The sequence below is a fragment of the Carboxylicivirga sp. genome (assembly GCF_982718395.1).
The window spans coordinates 1-18,539 of sequence record NZ_CEXQWX010000004.1 but is presented as its reverse complement, the minus strand read 5'-3'; the positions used below and the strand labels follow the sequence as shown (position 1 = coordinate 18,539).

The following is an 18,539-nucleotide window of genomic DNA, read 5'->3' as shown; positions in this document are numbered from 1 at the left end:
TGCACTAAACTAACTGAACATGGAAAAACGAAATATGGTATTTATAGCCACCAGCCTAGATGGTTATATTGCCGATAAAGATGGAGGACTCGATTGGCTGTTTAGCATTCCCAACCCACAACAGGTTGATATGGGATACACACCATTTATTAACCAGGTTGATGCCATCGTGATGGGGCGAACCACCTTTGAAACAGTATGCGGATTCGAATGTCCCTGGCCTTATACCAAGCCTGTATTTGTTTTAAGCCGAAGCCTTAAGTCGATTCCTGATGCCTATGCCGATAAGGCAGAGCTGGTCAATGGTTCTTTATCAGAAGTGTTAGCACATGTAAACGAAAAAGGACATAAGCGACTCTATATCGATGGTGGGACGACCATTCAAAGTTTTCTTCAGGAGGATCTGATTGATGACGTGATTATAACAACTATACCGGTATTGTTAGGTGGTGGATCACCTTTATTTGGTGATTTGGTAAAGCCTTTAGACTTTGAGTTTGTCAAATCGACAGTTTACCTCGATAAGGTCATACAATGTCATTACAAGCGTAAGCGTTCTGATCAAGTATAAAATAAAAATGAGCCTGTTCAATCCCCAGAACAGGCTCGTTGTTTTATCGCACATTCGCAATATTTTTTTCAGCGTAAATCCGCGCCATCTGCGGGCTGTAAATTCTTCTTACTTCTATAGAAATAGCGGAATATAACCGGAAATACAAATAAAGTAAGGATTGTGGCTGAAACCACGCCCCACACGATAACAGTTGCCAAAGGTTTTTGTGATTCAGAACCAATGCCGGTGGATAGAGTGGCAGGAATCAGCCCGATAAAATCGGTACTGGCCGACATCAGAACCGGACGAATACGTTCACGCACCCCATCTTTAATGGCATCATCGAGTTGAAAACCACTGTTCAGGTTTTCTTTAAACTTGCTTATGAGTATCACACCATTTTGCACACTGATTCCAAATAAAGCGATAAAACCAACCCCAGCAGATATGCTAAAGTTAATATCCATCACCAGCAAACCAAACATTCCACCTATCAGGGCAAAAGGAGCATTGAGCATCACCATGCCTGCATCACCCGCATGATTAAAAGTAGAGTACAGCACAATAAAAATTAGCAGGAATACCAAGGGAACCACTTGTGTTAAGCGGCGCTGAGCCCGTTCCATATTTTCAAACTCACCATTCCAGGCCACATGCATGCCGGGTTGTAAAAGCACCTCTTCGTTAAACCGTTCTTGTGCCTCTGCAATGGTGCTACCCAGATCGCGTCCACGAACCGAGAAGGTCAGGGCAATGTTTCGTTCACCATCCGAGCGGTGAATAAATGCAGGTCCGGTAGTGGTGCCAATATCCGCAATTTCTTTCAATGCAATATGTGTTCCCTGCATTGTCGGAACCATGATATTACCAATATCCTCTTCATCGCTTCGGTACTCTTTCTGGTAACGAATACGAATATCAAAACGACGTTCACCTTCATATAGCTGAGAGGCGGCTTTACCACCAATAGCCATTTCGATCACCGAATTGGCATCCATTGTATTCACACCATATAGAGCCATCTTTTGCTCGTCCAGCTTAATACGCATTTCCGGTTGTCCCATCAACTGAACAATGGCCAGGTCTGTAATACCCTCAATATCATTTAAGATGTTATAAGATTGCAGGGCGTAATCTTCCAGTTCTTCCAGATCATTGCCAAAAATCTTTAAGGCCAATGCACCTTTTACACCAGAAACGGCTTCTTCCACATTATCCATAATTGGTTGTGAAAAATTAAAGATGATGCCCTGGTATTGCGATAGCAGTTGATCCATTTCTTCCACCAGCTCTTCTTTGTCTACTTTTCGTTCCCATTCACCAGGCGGAAGTAATTCAACATGAAACTCGATGTTGAAGAATCCAGTTGGATCGGTACCGTCATTAGGGCGGCCTGTTTGTGATAATACACTTTTCACTTCAGGAAAACTGCGCAGGTCGCTGCGGATTTTCTGTGTCAGATCATACGATTGGTCAAGGCCCGAGCTAATCGGCATCATAGCCCGTACATAAATAGCTCCTTCGTTTAGCTGTGGTAAAAATTCGGTGCCGATGTATTTACCTGCAACAATGGAGGCCAGCATGGCAATACCTGCCAGGCTCAGTGTAATTTTACGGTTGTTGTAGGCCTTTTCAAAAATGCGGTAGGTGACCTTTTGAGTAAAGCGAACAAACAGGTTATCTTTTTCTTTCACATTAGTGCGAAGCAGGACGCTTACCAATACCGGTATCAGCGTCAGTGAAAGAATCAATGCGCCCAGCAAAGCAAAACCAAAGGTATATGCCAGAGGTGAAAACATTTTACCTTCTACCTCCTGGAAGGCAAAGATGGGTACCAGAGCAATGATGGTAACCAGCTGTGAGGCAAATAAACTTTTCCCCAGTTCGGAACCTTTCTTCTTGATCAAGCCCATTTTAGCCAGTTTGTTAAAACGTTCCATACCCAGCCGCTTGGCTTGCTTGTCGAGCATCACGAACAAACCTTCGACCATCACCACGGCTCCATTCACAATAATACCAAAGTCGATAGCACCTAAGGATAACAGATTGGCCGACATGCCCTTGGCTCGCATCATAATAAAGGCAAAGAGCAAGGACAACGGGATGATGATAACCACCATGAGTGTCGTTCGCCAATTTGCCATAAATAGCAGTACAAAGATGATGACAAAGAAAATACCTTCCGACAGGTTTTTTAATACTGTATTGGTGGTATAGGTGATGAGCTCGTCACGGTCATAAAAGGTCACAATTTCCACATCGCCTTCAAGAACCCGTTCGTTGAGGTCAGTGATTTTGGCTTTGAGTGCATCAATGACTATTCCGGGGTTCTCATCCTTACGCATCACAACAATGCCCTGCACCATATCAGGATTATCATCCAAACCAACAATACCTAGACGTTCGGCGTGTGTTTCGCGAACTTTGGCCACATCCTTCACCAGGATAGGAGTGCCGTTGATATTGTCAATGATGATGTTCTCTATTTCCTTGATGTTTTCAAGCAAACCAATACCCCGAACCACAAAGGCTTGTCCGTTCTTTTGTATAACATCACCACCAACGTTAACGTTACTGTTTTCAACTGCTTCGTATAGCTCCAGGGCTGAAATGTCGTATTTAGCCATCGCTACCGGATTGGCAGCTACCTCGTAAATTTTCACCTCACCACCAAAGCTCACAATATCTGCAACACCGGGAACAGAACGTAGGTGTCGTTCGATCACCCAATCCTGTATGGTTTTCAATTCACGAACAGTTTTGGTTTCAGACTCCAGCACATAACGGAATATTTCACCTGTTGGTCCGCTGGATGGTTCCATATCCACATCCACATCATCGGGCAGGTTGAGATTGGCCATACCATTCATTACCAGTTGGCGGGCTTTAAACTCATCCATGTCGTCGCCAAAGGAGACAGTAACTACCGATAAGCCAAAGAGTGAGATGGAGCGCACATTGGTTTTGCCCGGAATGGCATTTAATTCTATTTCAACCGGAAGAGAGACAAATTTTTCCACTTCTTCAGCACTTCGTCCGGGCCATTGGGAGATGATACGAACCTTCGGATTAATAACATCAGGGAAGGCTTCGATGGGAGTTTGAGTATAACTGTATATGCCGGTAATGATCAACACCCCCGTCATAATAAATATGAAGAAGCGGTTGTTGAGTGAGAAGGCGATTATATTTTTGACTAATGATCTCATACTGGTCAATATTAAATGTTTAACACATGGCTTTGCTTAGCTTTTTTCTTTCGAATGCAGCTTTGATCATTCGCCGTACCGTTCATTATTTTGTAATTGTGTGAACACCAAAAGCGGATACTGAGACACAACTTTATCACCAGGTTCCAGTCCATTGCTTAGAAAGGTAGAGTCGTTATTCCGGCCCCATATTTCAACAGCCTGATTCTGAAACTGATTATTTCCGGTTTCTTTTACTACAAAGTGTTGTCCATTATCAAAGATGACCGATGATGATGGAACAGCTACCAGTAAATCGTCACTTTGCACACTAACTTCGGAGCGCACAAACATCTCTGGTAATAAGTATTGACCTTCGTTATTGATTTTCAGTTGAGCTTTAATAACCTTGGATTCGGGGTCTAACACGCGAACAACCCGATTAATGGATGCCTGATATTCTTTATCGGGATAAGCCAAGGATTGCAGTTTGACTGTCAAACCTTCCTTAATATATCGCATATTGGATTCGGAAATCAACAGGTTGACAAGTACCTCATTGAGGTTGGTGATGGTGAATAAAGGCTCTTCAAAATCCTCTGAAACAAAGGTGTTGGTTTGAATATTCCGTGCTTCAATGATGCCATCAATTGGCGTTTTGATCTGATATTCCGCAGATTCATTACCATCTAATATACTTAGCTGTTTCAGCACCTTATTCACTTCGGCACGCGCGATGTTTAATTCTGCTTCGGCAGTTGCCATTTCCTGATTTGATAACAAGCCATCATTAAATAATGAACGCGCTGCCTGATGTTCTTTTTCTTCACGAACCAGATTATTTTGAGCTGCAATCAGCTCATTTTGTAAATCTGTTAATTCATTGGATGAGATGATGGCCAGAACATCACCTTTCTTAACCTGATCGCCCAATTGCACATTGACCTTTATAACTTTTCCGCTAACCAGTGGTGGAATATTAATCTGAGCATCAGGTATTGAGGATACCTTTCCGTTCAGCCGGATTATTTGCTCACCTTTTGTGGATTGAGCTTCGCTGATGCTGATCAGGCGTTTCATCTTATCCGTTAAAAAGTCATCGGATTGATTATTTACGGTTGTTGTTTGATTGCAGGCTGCTAAAAATGGTAATAGCAGGATTAATATATAATTCTTCATTTTTCTGAGTATTTATGATTGACGGATGTTAATTATCGGGTTATTCACTTTCTGTTGAAATCAATTCCGGTTGAATAATTGATCAGTTCACGATCAGTAAAAAGCTGAGCGCGCAGCTCGAAATAATTGGTTACGCCTTCGTTGTAGGACTCGAAATAGTCGATAAACTCAAGGATACTGATGTTTTGCCTTTCAAAACCATTAATTGCACCAGTGATCATATGATCCAGTTCATCTATCAGATCATCATCCATAAGTTGCGCTACTTGCTGGGTTTGAATAAACTTATGGTACGACTCCAATATTTCTGCTTCGACTAGATTAACAGCTTTCTGCACATTGATTTCGGCTTGTTCCTTCGATATCTGAGCTTTCTTTATTTCACCCTGATTGCGATCAAATAAGGGTAGTTCAATGCCAAAGGTAAGTCCGACATAATCCCACTGTTCGGCACCTCGTCGGTCGTACATAGCGCCAATGTTCAAGTCGGGAATGGCTTCTGATTTAGCCATGCTGATTTCAGCATCGGCCAGCCGGGAAAGTTGTACTTCAACCTGAAGATCGGCTCGCTGATCTAATCCTGTCAGAAGCAACTGGTCTAAAGGCAGGAATTCGTTTTTAAAATCAGCCAGTAACTCAACGGGTTCTTCCAATATCAGTTCAGTCCTGTTAGGTATGCCTAAAAGAATGCGGAGACTGGCTGTTGTTTCAATCAGTTCCTGCTCCATCTGGAGTACTTCCATTTGGGTAGCCGTCAGCAATGTTTTCAAACGTGTTAATTCAGCACGTGAGTAATGACCCGATTCAAAGAGTCTGGTGTAAGCCGTAATCATATTATTAAGATGCACGGCACTTTTTTCCATTCGCTCTTTGCGCTGATTCATAAAATAAGCTTCAATAAATACAGTGCGAAGCTCATTTTTAAGGTTACGCACAGTTTCATAAAACTCAAGCTGTGCGATCTCAATGCCCCGGTCGGCTATCTCGGTACGTTTCTTTCTTTTTCGTCCCAGTTCAATTAGCTGATTAACTTCAAACACTCGTTGTGCATAGTAATCGTTGCGAAACCACTTTTTATCCTCATAATCCCACATAGCAATTTCGACATTTAGTTCCGGATTCGGCCATAATCGTGCCTGTATCCTCTCTGCCTCAGCCATCCTTATATTGTATTTCTCAGCTATTAACTCGAGATTTTGCTCGATAAATAACTGCTCGGTCAGTGCCAGATTAAGCACTTGTTTTTCTTGTGAAATGGCTGATGTGCCGACAAAAAGCAGCAATAGCCATGTGTTCAGAACTTTCATGTGTAAATTCTTTAAATGTTAGGTACATATGTTTTTACCGGTTGAACAGAATGCTTTATGGTTTATCAGTCAAATTGCTTTATGCTGGAGACCAGTATCTCTCATCATACCATGACTTCAGAGCTAATGACTCAACCTGACCTTATTGACGAGTGTTGCCATGTGGCAATTGGTGGGATTCAAGATTTGTTAGCAGGAGAATTTATTTCAACCTGAAAAATAAAGATGTCCACCCGGTCAATGCATTATTTAAGGCATGTAATACCTTTAAGAAAGTTCGGATTGTGGAGGAGGAGTGTCGGGAAGTGCCTTATAAAGGCCTGTCAGATTATTGTTGAAAGCATAACCTGTACTCTTAATTGTTCGGGCGTATTGACTGTGGTCAATATCCGTTTCATAAATAAAGTATTCTGTTTTTGAGCTTATTCTTTTGCTTTCTTCCATTCCCTCATCGTAATCAGCGAGGGTATTGTCGTCATCAATAATTAGCAGGAAGGCCTCAAGAAAACTTTCAACTTTGTTTGTGGCATTCAGACTTCTAAAATCCTGGTCATCGACATTAACCAGGTTGTTGATAAACAAAAGCATCAGCACCCAATAGGTTAACTTCTTCCATGTTGAGTTTAATGCTGAATATTTATTTGTGTTTATCATTTGCATGCCCGTCAGTAATCAAATACTATACCAAATGTATTCTTGAATGATTGATAAAGATTTGAATTTGCACAATAGTATCAGGCATAGTAAAATAATTGTGGATTGTACATTTTTCTTTTTTCTGCAGATTTTTATTCATCCAAACAGGTGAATACATTTTCAGCGTAAATCTGCGTTATCTGCGAGCTGTAAAATTCTGCTCCGGGAATTAGGGTAATATAGATGCGATCTGTAAAATCATAAAAAAAGGCAACCAGATGGCTGCCTTTCAATTATATTGGTTTTTATGGATTAGTCCTCTTGAGGAACAAATACCACTTCAATTTTATCAGACTTCTTGAAGAATTTCTTAGCCAATTTCTTAATTTCTTTGGCCGACATGTTTTCAATAATGTCTTCATAGTTTTCTGCAAGAGCCATGTTGATACCATTTACATAGTAACCATAGATGTTGTTCATCCAATAACTGTTTTGCTCTTTGCTTTCGGCACGACCTTTTAGGAAGTTCATACGCGTCTTATCAATGTCCTCCTGAGAAGCACCTGTTTTCATCATTCTATCAATTTCGGCGTAAACCAAAGGAATCAGATCATTTGCCCTTTCAGGATCACAATCGAACTGGATAGAAACATTTCCTTCTGCTTTTGGATAATGGCTGGTAGAAGCTCTTACACCAACTCCATAAGTTCCACCTTCTTTCTCGCGAATACTCTCGGTGTAACGTAAAGTAAGAATAGAGCTGATAAATGACATACCGATACGGTTTTCAGGAGTATAGTCCAACTCAGTATTGTAGTAAATCTGAACGTTGGCTTTTGGTTCAGCCATTTTAACTGGAATAGTCTTTTTCGTTACTCCTTCAGGACCATTCACATTATTATCTCTCCAGTTTTCTCTTGTATCATTCGAAGCGATGGCACCAAGATATTTAGCTGCCATTTCTTTAGCTGTTTCTTTTTCGATGTCACCCACGCTAAAGAATGTGAAATCAGCAGCATTATTAAAGCGTTCTTTGTAAATGCGTTCCATAGTATCGAAAGAAACATTTTTCAGGTAATCCACACCAAAAACAAGGTTACGTTCGTGATAATTAGTGCGAATAGCGCTGATGCTGTCTTGCATAATCTTCTTTGGATCATCACCCATATTGCTTACATAAGCCATATAACGTGCCATCAGTGCATTCTGAGCTTCTTCATCGAAACGAGGTTGTTCAAAGCGCAGATAAGCAAGTTGCATCATGGTTTCGAAGTCTTCTGTACGACAGCTACCCTTAATAGATTCAGATAAACCACCAATGCTAAATGATACATTGGCTTTTTTACCAGTCAACGCTTTTTGCAGAGCGATGGCATTATAATTACCAATACCTGAAGCAGAAATAAACTCACTGGCCATGTTAACCGATGGTAAGTCAGCTACGTCATATAAAGACGAACCACCTTTACTATAGCTACTTAGTGATACCTGGTTCTTATTGTAGTTAGCATAGCGATAAACCACTTTAGTATTGTTATTCAAAGTCCATTCAACTGCATCAAAATCAGGTAGCTCACGTTCCGATATAACTTTACCTTCTCTTGGTAGTTCCTCAACTAATGATGAGCTTACAGCTTCATCTACATAAGCTGTAATGCCTGTATTATTTTCAACCTTATTGATAATAGCGAAAGCTTCTTCTTTGGTTAAGTGTGTAATATCCTCCTTTTCAGGACCAGAAATGACAACAACTCTGTTTTCATCTGTATACATGGTGTTGAAATAAGCCTTCAATTCCTCAGCCGTAATTGATGGAATAATTGATTGAGCAAACTTATATTCATACTCTATACCTGGCATTGGAACATTTTCCAAATAAAGACTGGCTATTTCTTTACAATAACTGTCATGACTGATTTTATCTCGTTGCTTGTAATAATTTTCGAAACCCAGCAACATAGATGTTTTTGCACGCTCTAATTCACCATTGGTAAAACCAAAACGTTTAACACGTTCAACCTCTGTTAAGATCGCTTCAAATGCAACAGCCTCTTCATTATCTTTAGCTGTTGTGTTGATGCTCATTAAGCTAACTGTTCGAGGATAGTCAGAGAAACCAACAGAACCATTGATGAAAGGAGGATTTCCTTTTTGTAATAGTTCATTGATGCGCGTTGATATCATAGACTTAATCAAACTACGCATGTAGTTAGCTTTTAATGTCTGGTGGTTTTTATCAGCAGCTGCTTCACCTTCGTGTCTGATGTATAGTGCTACACTTGATTGTGGATTTTCCTTGTCAAGTGCTAAAGCGAAAGTTGTTTCAGCTCTTGGTTCAACTTTTACTTCATAACGTTCTTTAGGGTTGGTAACTGCTGGAATCTTAGAGAATAACTTGATTACTTTTTGTTCCATTTCTGCGGCGTCAAAATCACCTACAACTGCAATAGCCTGCAAATCGGTTCTGTACCAATCGTGATAGAAGCGACGTAATTCATCGTACTCAAAGCCTTTGATTACATCCAGCTCACCAATTACATCGCGCTCTCCATATTTAGAGTTATTTAAAAGAGCAGGCATAATTTTAGCACGTGTTCTGAAGCTGGCATCTCGTCTGGTACGCCATTCCTCAGAAATAACGCCACGTTCGGCATCAATTTCTTCTTCTTCTAACAAAAGGTAATTCGACCAATCATGCAGAATCAACAGACAAGTATCCATTAACCCATTTGGAGCCACCGGAACATTGGAAATGTTATAAACAGTTTCGTCCTGTGCGGTATAAGCATTGATGTTTCGTCCAAAAGCGATACCGTGCTTTTCCAGTGACGAGATAACACCTTTACCAGGGAAGTGTTTTGTCCCGTTAAAGGCCATGTGCTCAAGAAAGTGGGCTAAACCATCTTGTGTGTCATCTTCCAGGATACCACCAACATTTTGAATGATATAAAAGCTGGCACGCTCTTTTGGTTCCTGATTATGTCGGATATAATAAGTTAATCCGTTATCTAATACTCCGGTCCTGATAGCCGGGTCAACAGGGACAGCTGAATTTAAATCATACTGGGCCTGTAATGAGCTTCCTATTAAAAGGTAAGCTGCTAAAAATAAAAATATATGCTTCATCTTGGTTAGTTTTAACAGGTGTCGAATATATGAATAAGACATTGCTGCATACTTGAATTAACAATTATTAACAGGTTAATTAAGGTTAACGCTTATTAACAGAGGGACTGAAACGCAAATATATTTCTATATCATTTGCTAAAACATGATTCTTTGCACGGAAGAAAAATAATCGCTAAAGCTAAGATTTTGAGTTTAGTGTTCCAGACACTTGGTTTTGGGTTTTGAGTCTTACGGATCGTATCTTTAATCCCATAATGCAAATAAAGATACGATCCGCAACCAAGCGCTAAAACTTATCCGATGAATATTTACGTCATGCAAATATTCATCGGATAAGTTTAGAAATAGCAGATTGCGATAAATTTGGATTCTGTACCTTCATAAAAGGTACATGTAATTATAGGAAATATTATTGCAGCTTCATAAGCTGCAAATGTCGTTAAAGGAATTGCCATTGCAGGGTCATAATTTGCAAATGTTGTCAAATAAAACGCTAATGCGGCCTCATGATTTGCACATGTAAACAGTACATGCCCTTTTTATGAGACTGCAATAGCGTTTTATTTAGGCAATTTCAGAAGTAAGACTTAAAAAGAAAAATACATGAGGTTAATCTTTAGGGATTAGCCTTTTTGTCTTTCATAATAATATATTGACTCATAAGCCACAGGTTTTTTGCTAAAATTGGACATACCAATCCCATCAATTGAAGTTATTTTCGGTAAATGATTTATGCTGCCCTGGATGCTTGATTCTGCATCCGCCTTCCTATTTCAAGAGCATTCCCAACATGGATGCCCATAAAAATCCAAAGCATTTCAGAGTCCTTTGTTCGGGCCTTAATGCGATTCAAATAGTAATGTTGTTTATCCTTGCCAAAACTGCCTTCCAGGCGGGTCGCCCGCTCTTTTTTGATTTGTGCTGCCATCTGCTTACGGTGTTGCTCGTGCTTACCTTCACGTCCTTTTCTAACAAAATCAGTCCGGATATTATGAGAGGTGGCAAAGCGTCGGTTGGCATTGGTGGCATAGATAGCATCAGCACCGGCTATCTTTAGTTTTGTGTGAGTTAAGGCTTGAGCCAGGTAAACCGATGACTTAAAATGAGTACCTTCATTAAAGGCATCAAAGCTAAGGTGTTCGATAAAGCTGATACCATTAATCTGTATTTTATTGACCTTGGCCCCGAACTCTACTGCTTTTGTTTCTTTTCCCCTGACAATCGGGCGGATATAGCTTTTGGAAAGACTAACGATTCGGTCTTCCGGAGATTGACCTGTAGTAAACTTATAGTTTTGTTGCTCCAGTACTTTTTCAATGATAGCGTATTGTGTATAATATTTTTCAGGCATTTTAACATCCAGTTGCCTGAGCATGATTGCCAGTTCATCCAGTAGTTTTGTGAGCAAATTCAATAATCCCCTGCTAATGGCAATGCGTTCCTTTTTCGGCTTCCGACGTTTGCGACTATAGTTCCAATAGCGCTGTTTCCACTTATTGTATTTGCTGCGCGGCATGGCTTGTTTGCTATATGGACAAAGTAGTTTTAACTGGTTCTGACACCAATCAGTTGCTTCCCATAACAACTTCTGATCGGTAGGGAAACGCAAACTGCTTTCGTAACAAGTGGCATCGGTAACAACCTGATCCAACTCTTCCATATAAGGCAACCAATGCCCGGCTAAACACTTTTGTGCCTGGTCAATATCCAATTGGGCTGCCAGCTCGCATCGTATCTGACTAATGATTTTAAAATTGGTGATTTGCTCCCCAACTCCCAATAATAATCGACAAAACAGCTGGTAGTAAATATTGGAGTTAAACTGCTCTACCAGGCGTTTATCTGAACAACAAGCATAGTTCTTCAGGAACATTAATGCCAGTTTTCCTTGTGGGCTAAATAGACAATCTGGCCCCATCTTACTTTCTGTGATACCGAATGAATCAACGAGCTTATCCCATGGAATAGCTTGGTAGATCTTACCTAATGAAGAAGCAAGAAATTGTTTATATACGACCTGAAAATTATCTTCAATAGAAAAAAGAGGAAGATGAGCCTGAAATTCTGGAATACTTTGTAATTTTATCACTACTAGAAAAAAAGCAAACCCCGATTTATGGCAAAAGTGCCTGTTTTCGGGGTTTTGTTATACTCTTAAGATAGTGATAATTATCTAATTATCAAAGTAATAGAATAGCTTATGGATATGCCTATTTATATGCAATGGTATTTTTGCTGATGCATCACCTTTTTGTTAGTTGTCATTAGCAAATTATTGTTGCACTACTTCAAATTCTCAATTACCTGATCCAATTCTTCAACATCAGGGTAATCTTTTTTCATTTGCAGAGCCAGCTGTTTGGCTTTAGGCCCCATATTATTTGAAATATAATAGCGTAATAATTCGGCTTTGCTGTTATATGATTCAAACATATTGATCTCTTTCTGCAAATAACGTTCGGCTTCCTGCTTATTGCCCTTGAAATCATACATCATTGCAATGTTATGTGCCACACGCGGACGCTCTGGGTTTAAATCGTAGGATTTGACAAGAACTGAAAGTGACTCGTCATATTTCTTCATTTCGGATAATAACAACCCAAAAGAATACATGGCCACTGCATCTTTTGGCTCGTTCTTTAAATAATCACGAAACAGCAGCTCGGCTTTATCGTTTTGTTGAATCTTATTATACAGATATGCCAGATTTAATTTGATGAAATGAAGTTCCTTGTCCTGCTTTAAAGCTTTTAGATAAAATTGCTCGGCCGGCCCATAATCTCCACGGTTGTAATAAAAGTTAGCAAGGTTGAATTTACCAATAGGGAAGTCTGAGTTATAAATCAGGACATCTTCGTATTCCTTAATAGCTTTATCATAGGATTTACGGTGCTTCTGAGGAATCTGATCCTGACCCATGGTTGATAGAATGCGGGCTGCTTCGGTTCGGACGGCTTTAGTATCATCAATCAACATTGGATATAACAGTGAGGCATCTTCTTCACTGGTCAATTGTATAGCTCTAACTGCTGCGAGGCGCATATCCGGGTACAGGTTACTTAAATAATCTTCAACTTCCTTTTTCAGAGAATCCTGGAAATAATTACCCATATACTGGATCGATAAGCTTCGAATATTATGGGGGTAAAGCTCTTCGTTGATAATCCTTTTAAGGCGCACAACCGCTTCTTCTTTGCCATTACGTGCATCATCAAAAGCCTGAGCAAAATGGTAAGACCTGCTTTCTCCATACCATTGTGTAATATAATTCTCTGACCATTGGTTGCTTTTATCTGCGTGGCACTGATTACAGGCATTGGGCACATCATATTTAATAGATAAATCAGGACGTGGCACCCTGAAACTATGATCACGGCGATAGTCAACACCCATATAATACTGACCATGCATATGGCAATTGATACATAATGTTCCCGAACCAACTTCAAATTTCACACCTGATTCGGATATGACAGCCTCGCCAGGCATTCCTGCTTCTTTATGGAAGTGATGATCGGGAGTATCGTAAATATCAGCTGTATGACACTGAAGACAAAGCTTGTTATAGTCAGTGCCGAAGAGTAGTTCACCACTGTGTACATTGTGGCAATCGTTACATTGTACTTCGCGCTCCTTCGTGTACATCTTACTTTGGGTAAGTGAGGCATACACATAGTCTTCTTCCAGTATCTGTCCGTCTAAATGCCAGGTTGGAACATCCGGAAGGTTTGGTATCATGTGGTTATGAATGTTGTGTGTACTGTAATCGAAATCGCCTAAGGCACTGCGACGCGAATGGCAACGTGCACAATTATCAACATATTGCTCATTGGAGATACCGCTGGTTTTAATCGGCAAGCCGTAGTTCTCATATTCATCGCGTGCATATTCAGGCAAGGCAGCCCATTTAAGGTGGTTGGATGAAGGTCCGTGACAGGCTTCGCAACTAACATCAATTTCCGACCATGTGGTGTGATAGGTATCAGTGATATGATCGTAGTTTTTTTGCAGATTGGTTGAGTGACAGTCGGCACACATACTGTTCCAGTTCTGAGCCTGATTGGTCCAGTGCAGCCAATTATCGTGATGCACATCCTGATCGGCATAAACCGAATCGACCATGTGATACCACACGCTGTCCAGTGTATTCCAGGTTAGTGGAAGTGTTTGCAGACGACCTCCGTCAAATTCAACTAAATATTGTTGCAAAGGTGTAAATCCAAAAACATACTTTATTTCAAAATCTTGCATTGTTCCATCAGCACCGTCGGTATTAACCATAAATTTACCATCTTGCATAAAGGCACGATGCGTTAGTCCGTTACCTTCAATGGTTACATTATTAAAGTTGGCCAAAACGGTTGTATCATTCGCAACATCCATAGCAAGATCGTGATGCGATCCAACCCAATCGTTATATTCAGGTAAATGGCATTCAATACATGTTTCCCGGCCTACGAAGTGAGGTGTTTCGTCAATTTCGTTACCATCTGATATCGAATATGTTTGAATAAGCAGGTAGGCTGGGAAAAGCATTACTAATACTCCAACTAATGCTAATGAGATATTATTATATTTTTGGACGTTGATCATCTATGCATAAGTTATTTGTGACTGGTCGTACTTGTTTCGTCTTATTGGTTTTGATGTATCGACCCAAATCTTATTTTTCTCGATTGTGATTGGGAAGAGGTCAAGTGCTCTTGTTGCCGGAGGAGCCAATACTTCTCCATGTTTGTTAAAAGCCGATGCATGGCATGGACAAAGAAATTTATTTTCCTTAGTCTGAAAGTTAACAGTACATCCCAGATGGGTACATTTGGTCGAAATAGCTAAGAAACCACCATCTTTCAGACATGATAAATAAAAGTGAGCTGAGCTAAAAGGGTATACTTTCCCTTTCTCAAACAAATCAATATCACCGGCACTAAACATGTTTTCAGGTTCAATTGCTTCGCCCCCTTTTTTTAGCAGATTAAGAAACAGATAAACCAATTCCAGTGATACAACTGTAAGTATTGCTTTTTTTATAAAGCCTCGACGTGTTATCTTTTTTATGAAACTCATAATTCTTTAACTAAGCAAATAAATGCATGCCTTCGCCTCTCAATAAACTACCAACAATAGTCATAACGAGGTAAGCCGTAAATAATATTGTGACCAATGCAATTATTAATTCAATTTTACCGGCATTTAAATGCTTTTTAACCAGTAGTATAAAACCATATGAAGGCAAAATATATAAAAGCAATGGAAATAAACCGGTAGTTAGTAAAACAGGTGCGTTGGGCATCCACTGTTGGAATTCTAAGAAATATTCTGTACCCAGAATAAGGAATGATGTAAAGATCAGAGAGTAAACTACAGACCATATGGTAATCTTCTTGCCTGTTGCTGAGTTAAACCAAACACCGACATTTATTTCTGTTTTATAATAAGGTATATAGATTAAGAAAGCGGTGACCAATACGGGTACAATAAAGATTCCAAAGCCCGGATGCATGTGTAGCAAAAGTTCCTGAAATCCCATGAAGTACCAGGGTGCCTTACTTGGGTTAGGACTTTCCAGAGGGTTTGCTTTTCCTAGCAATGGGGCATCAACCACCATTGAGAATATAATAAGCAACAGGATTAATGAAAGGGCTACAACAATTTCCTTATATATTAATTCGGGATTGGTATTGACCATTTCTTTCTTTGGACTAGCAGGTACAGCAACACCTTTTGCTTTGCGGACCAGCCAGAAATGAATACTCATCAGAAATACCATCAGAAGAGGCAGTAATCCGGTATGAAAATGATAAAAGCGTAATAAGGTTTCTTCATTCACTTCAGAACCACCTCTGACCAAAGTCGCCATACCATCACCTATAACCGGGATGTAACTCAGCATATTCGTCATAATCGTTACCGCCCAGAAAGCTAATTGATCCCATGGGAGAAGGTACCCTGTAAAGTTCGACATAATAACCAAAAACATGATCAAAAGACCATACAGCCAGTTTTTTCTTCTTTCGTGATAGATCGATTGGCTGTAAAAGACCCTTACAACATGCAGAAACGAAACAACAACCAACAACATGCCACTCCAATAGTGCATATTGCGTAGCAATTGTCCGAATAGTACTTCATTTTGCAAGTATATAATTGAGTCATAGGCTCCCTTTTCTGAAGGAACATAAACAAAACGAAGTAATAAACCTGAGATAAATAGTAAAACAAACAATAATGCAGCAATTCCACCCAGACCAAATGTTCTTGTATATTTAATGGATTGAGCATTAACCTTTGGAGGATGTAGATGTAGCAGAAGTTTTGTGATTGCTTTGTTTGTTCCTTTATCGGTCATACTCTAGTGTTTTGACGCTAAAATACTAGCTTTTTAATAATCAGAGGTAGAATTGAATTAATTATTCCAAAAAATTGTTTGGCGAAGTGTTACCTGAAAAATGTGTGTTAATACCTGTTCAGTTGCTCTGTTAACATTATTGTGTTCAAAATAGTAATTGACGTCTGCACTTAACTTAGAACTAAACATATACCCCATTCCCAGGCAATACCGTCCTCTTACCCAAAACGTATCATCTGATTCCTCATAAATATTGAAATTGAATTCAGCAGAGGCTCTGTAAAATAAAGATTTAGGGGCTATGGGTTGACTATCGAAACGTCCCTGGTGCAAAATTCGATACCGTAACCTCATTTTAAAGTCAGGAGTATCGTTATGTACCGTTGTAAAGATGCGTTCTTCCAATCGGAATCGATGCTGAATAGCTGAGGATTTCAATCGGGGATAGCTTATTGTAAGAGTTTGGTGAGGGCGATACTCGTGTCGGGTTACATCCACTTCCTCAGTAATGTCGTCTTTCAATATATCATCATAATAGTGAACCCGATTATACATAAAACCCAGATCAACTCTGTAAAAATCGGATATTGTGCGTGTGATGTTTCCTCTAAAACCCCATCGTGTCCAGATATTACTTCCCAACCCAAGGTACGACCCGAAATCAAGGTTAAGCGTGTACTTTTCGTTAAACCTGTGACGTTGTACATAAATAGAACGCAACTCACCACTTCCATTAAACATGTTAAAGTCAATGTGTTGTTGAGCCTTGGTGCCGATTAGGGGAGGTAATAATAAAATAATTAATCCTATATATTTCTTCATTCTTCTTCTCGAATTCAACCCAACCCGCTTCGGATTGTTATAATCATTAGCTACAAAGATATTAATTATCAAATTTAATTAAGTGTATTAAAATATTAAGATTATGAGCTTAAATCATTATCCAATTATAGCCATCGGTGCCAGTATAGCCTCTATTAGTTTTATAAGAACTTTAAGAGCACATGAGGATCAGCGGCAGATCTTGCTGATTCATGGAGAAGACCGTCTTCCGTATAAACGAACTAAGATTAATAAAAATATGGTTCGTGGTTTTGACAAAGATGACTTTAAGATGGCTGATGAACAGTGGTATTTTGATAATAATGTTGAACTTATTTATGACCGGGCACTTGATCTTAATCCTGAGGAAAAGACAGTTCATACTAAAAAAGGAAATGTTTATTATTACGACAAATTATTGCTGGCAACGGGTGCATCTGCAGTAATTCCTAAAATTTCAGGAGTAGATTCTAAGGAAATACATGGAGTGCAAAATGCCAAAGATGTGGATGATGTATTGGATGCCAGTGTTGGTAAAGAACGTTTTCTAATCATTGGTGGGGGAGTGGAAGGTATTGAAACGGCTGATCAGTTAGTTAGAAAAGGTAAACAGGTGGTAATAGCCAGTAGAATGAAGTTACCACTGCAAAAGCTATTTCCTGAAACATTACTTAACGAACTTGTCAAGAAAATAAATGCGAAAGGTGTTCATCTGTTTAATGGAGTTTCAGTTTCAAACATCACAAAAAAAGATGAGCATTACGAGGTGACCTTAAAAGGACAAAAGTTGAGGTTTGACGTAATAATTGCATGTACCGGAGCTGTTCCTAACATTGATTTAGCCCGAAAGGCTGAATTAAAAGTAGAGAGGGGAATTTTGGTAAATGAATATTTACAAACTTCTGACAAAGATATACTGGCAGCTGGCGATGTGGCTCAACACAATCGAGGTGTGGTAACAGGTTTATGGCATGCTGCTGAACATCAGGGAGAATTAGCAGCCTTGTATATCTTAGGAAAGCCGCAAAAGCATGATTTGCCACCTTTCCGATTAAAGACCGATGTTTTTGGTTTATTTATGTTTTCTGGTGCTTACGAGGAGATGATTCCTGGAGCCTATGAAGCAAAAGAAGAACGTTATGGTGATGTTCATCGCATAATGTATTACTCAGATAATCAACTTAAATCAGTGGTGTTTATCAATGATAAGAACCGTGCTAAAACTTATCAACAAGCACTTTTTGAACAATGGGATAAAGCTAAAGTGGCTTCCGAACTACCTTTACCACCAAAAATCAGCTTTGCTTTTTGATTATTGTATGAATGCATTAAAAGTGCATAATTATACCTTAGGAATGCATATTACTCGCTAATAA

General features: G+C 39.6%; 12 protein-coding genes. 2 read left to right on the top strand and 10 right to left on the bottom strand.

The features are described from left to right. The first annotated feature begins 19 nt into the window (after nt 1-19). Entirely contained in the window at nt 20-571 is a 552-nt protein-coding gene (locus tag AC4MRQ_RS01515; protein WP_491195866.1) for a dihydrofolate reductase family protein, read from the top strand. Nucleotides 572-639: 68 nt separating this feature from the next. Here AC4MRQ_RS01515 and AC4MRQ_RS01510 read toward each other — a convergent pair whose 3' ends face one another. The 10 genes from AC4MRQ_RS01510 to AC4MRQ_RS01465 all read right to left on the bottom strand — a co-directional run bounded on the left by AC4MRQ_RS01510 (nt 640) and on the right by AC4MRQ_RS01465 (nt 17,163). Next, the gene (locus AC4MRQ_RS01510) at nt 640-3,762 is read right to left on the bottom strand and encodes an efflux RND transporter permease subunit (protein WP_491195865.1); all 3,123 of its coding nucleotides are present in this window, start codon (nt 3,760-3,762) and stop codon (nt 640-642) included. A gap of 66 nt (nt 3,763-3,828) precedes the next feature. Continuing rightward, nucleotides 3,829-4,920, bottom strand: coding sequence for an efflux RND transporter periplasmic adaptor subunit (locus AC4MRQ_RS01505; protein WP_491195864.1), 1,092 nt, complete (start codon nt 4,918-4,920; stop codon nt 3,829-3,831). Nucleotides 4,921-4,964: 44 nt separating this feature from the next. Next, nucleotides 4,965-6,227 (bottom strand): TolC family protein, encoded by a 1,263-nt coding sequence (locus tag AC4MRQ_RS01500; RefSeq protein ID WP_491195863.1) that lies wholly within the window; start codon nt 6,225-6,227, stop codon nt 4,965-4,967. Nucleotides 6,228-6,494: 267 nt separating this feature from the next. After that, entirely contained in the window at nt 6,495-6,881 is a 387-nt protein-coding gene (locus tag AC4MRQ_RS01495) for a hypothetical protein (protein WP_491195862.1), read from the bottom strand. Between the two features lie 294 nt (nt 6,882-7,175). Beyond that, a complete protein-coding gene (locus tag AC4MRQ_RS01490; protein WP_491195861.1) occupies nt 7,176-9,989 on the bottom strand; it encodes a M16 family metallopeptidase in 2,814 nt (937 codons plus the stop codon). A 733-nt stretch (nt 9,990-10,722) separates the two neighbouring features. Next, nucleotides 10,723-12,081, bottom strand: coding sequence for a transposase (locus AC4MRQ_RS01485; RefSeq protein ID WP_491195860.1), 1,359 nt, complete (start codon nt 12,079-12,081; stop codon nt 10,723-10,725). A 194-nt stretch (nt 12,082-12,275) separates the two neighbouring features. Then, the gene (locus tag AC4MRQ_RS01480) at nt 12,276-14,585 is read right to left on the bottom strand and encodes a cytochrome c3 family protein (RefSeq protein ID WP_491195859.1); all 2,310 of its coding nucleotides are present in this window, start codon (nt 14,583-14,585) and stop codon (nt 12,276-12,278) included. Continuing rightward, on the bottom strand, nt 14,586-15,059 hold the full coding sequence (locus AC4MRQ_RS01475) for a QcrA and Rieske domain-containing protein (protein ID WP_491195858.1): 474 nt from the start codon (nt 15,057-15,059) through the stop codon (nt 14,586-14,588). 10 nt (nt 15,060-15,069) lie between these two features. Next, a complete protein-coding gene (locus AC4MRQ_RS01470) occupies nt 15,070-16,341 on the bottom strand; it encodes a cytochrome b N-terminal domain-containing protein (protein WP_491195857.1) in 1,272 nt (423 codons plus the stop codon). 57 nt (nt 16,342-16,398) lie between these two features. Next, nucleotides 16,399-17,163 carry a DUF2490 domain-containing protein gene (locus AC4MRQ_RS01465; protein ID WP_491195856.1) on the bottom strand — a complete coding sequence of 255 codons (765 nt, stop codon included), beginning with the start codon at nt 17,161-17,163 and terminating at the stop codon, nt 16,399-16,401. 103 nt (nt 17,164-17,266) lie between these two features. Here AC4MRQ_RS01465 and AC4MRQ_RS01460 point away from each other — a divergent pair, with 103 nt between their 5' ends. Next, nucleotides 17,267-18,475, top strand: coding sequence for an NAD(P)/FAD-dependent oxidoreductase (locus AC4MRQ_RS01460; RefSeq protein WP_491195855.1), 1,209 nt, complete (start codon nt 17,267-17,269; stop codon nt 18,473-18,475). Nucleotides 18,476-18,539: the final 64 nt, after the last annotated feature.

Coding starts and splice junctions, on each gene's coding strand:
- AC4MRQ_RS01475 (WP_491195858.1), bottom strand. CDS start 15,059: ATGAGTTTCATAAAAAAGATAACACGTCGAGGCTTTATAAAAAAAGCA.
- AC4MRQ_RS01480 (WP_491195859.1), bottom strand. CDS start 14,585: ATGATCAACGTCCAAAAATATAATAATATCTCATTAGCATTAGTTGGA.
- AC4MRQ_RS01495 (WP_491195862.1), bottom strand. CDS start 6,881: ATGATAAACACAAATAAATATTCAGCATTAAACTCAACATGGAAGAAG.
- AC4MRQ_RS01470 (WP_491195857.1), bottom strand. CDS start 16,341: ATGACCGATAAAGGAACAAACAAAGCAATCACAAAACTTCTGCTACAT.
- AC4MRQ_RS01465 (WP_491195856.1), bottom strand. CDS start 17,163: ATGAAGAAATATATAGGATTAATTATTTTATTATTACCTCCCCTAATC.
- AC4MRQ_RS01460 (WP_491195855.1), top strand. CDS start 17,267: ATGAGCTTAAATCATTATCCAATTATAGCCATCGGTGCCAGTATAGCC.
- AC4MRQ_RS01515 (WP_491195866.1), top strand. CDS start 20: ATGGAAAAACGAAATATGGTATTTATAGCCACCAGCCTAGATGGTTAT.
- AC4MRQ_RS01505 (WP_491195864.1), bottom strand. CDS start 4,920: ATGAAGAATTATATATTAATCCTGCTATTACCATTTTTAGCAGCCTGC.
- AC4MRQ_RS01510 (WP_491195865.1), bottom strand. CDS start 3,762: ATGAGATCATTAGTCAAAAATATAATCGCCTTCTCACTCAACAACCGC.
- AC4MRQ_RS01500 (WP_491195863.1), bottom strand. CDS start 6,227: ATGAAAGTTCTGAACACATGGCTATTGCTGCTTTTTGTCGGCACATCA.
- AC4MRQ_RS01490 (WP_491195861.1), bottom strand. CDS start 9,989: ATGAAGCATATATTTTTATTTTTAGCAGCTTACCTTTTAATAGGAAGC.